Here is a 554-nt window from a genome sequence, read left to right as displayed (position 1 = left end):
CAATTTGGGTTCAATACACGTACTTTTTGGAGGCATGGTGAGACCTGCATCTGCAATAAGTTTGATCTCTTCAAAAGTGAGGGGGAGCATTCCAAAGCCTACTGCAAAAGTGCCTTCGTCTACCAGTTTTTTGACCTCAAAGGTGTCATTTCTACCCGGAAGATAAGATATTCTGCGGTCGTTTTTTAAATCTTCAATACCCAATAGCGGCTTTAGCACCTTAATAAACAGGATGTAAGGATCCAAGGTGCTCAATGAATCTGTAAACTCATAGTTGGTTTTTCGCAGGTAGAGAGAATAATAAATTCCATCTAAATACATCGAAAAATGATGTTTTTTGGAAGGTCTGTAAATTTCTGTACCCCGATCCTCGATTCTAAACCATTCATCAAGTTGCATTAAAAATTCCTTATTTGACAGGCCATTTAAGTCTCGCACCAGCCGGTTGAATTCGTAAAGCTTTAGGTGGCTTTGTGCAATCATATAGCTTAAAAAGAAATTATATGGTTCTTCACCCGTGTGGTTTGGATTATTTTCCCGTGACTCCTTAGCCA

At 39.2% G+C, this 554-nt stretch carries 1 protein-coding gene; it reads right to left on the bottom strand.

Features of this window, described 5'->3' with window-relative positions; all coding sequences use genetic code 11:
* A partial coding sequence (locus HC175_RS16910) for a DUF1015 family protein (RefSeq protein WP_168139516.1) occupies nucleotides 1–554 on the bottom strand: 554 nt, incomplete at both ends.

The organism is Salinimicrobium oceani, from assembly GCF_012037645.1.
Note: the sequence above shows the minus strand (reverse complement) of the source record. Positions and strands in the feature narration are given on the sequence as shown.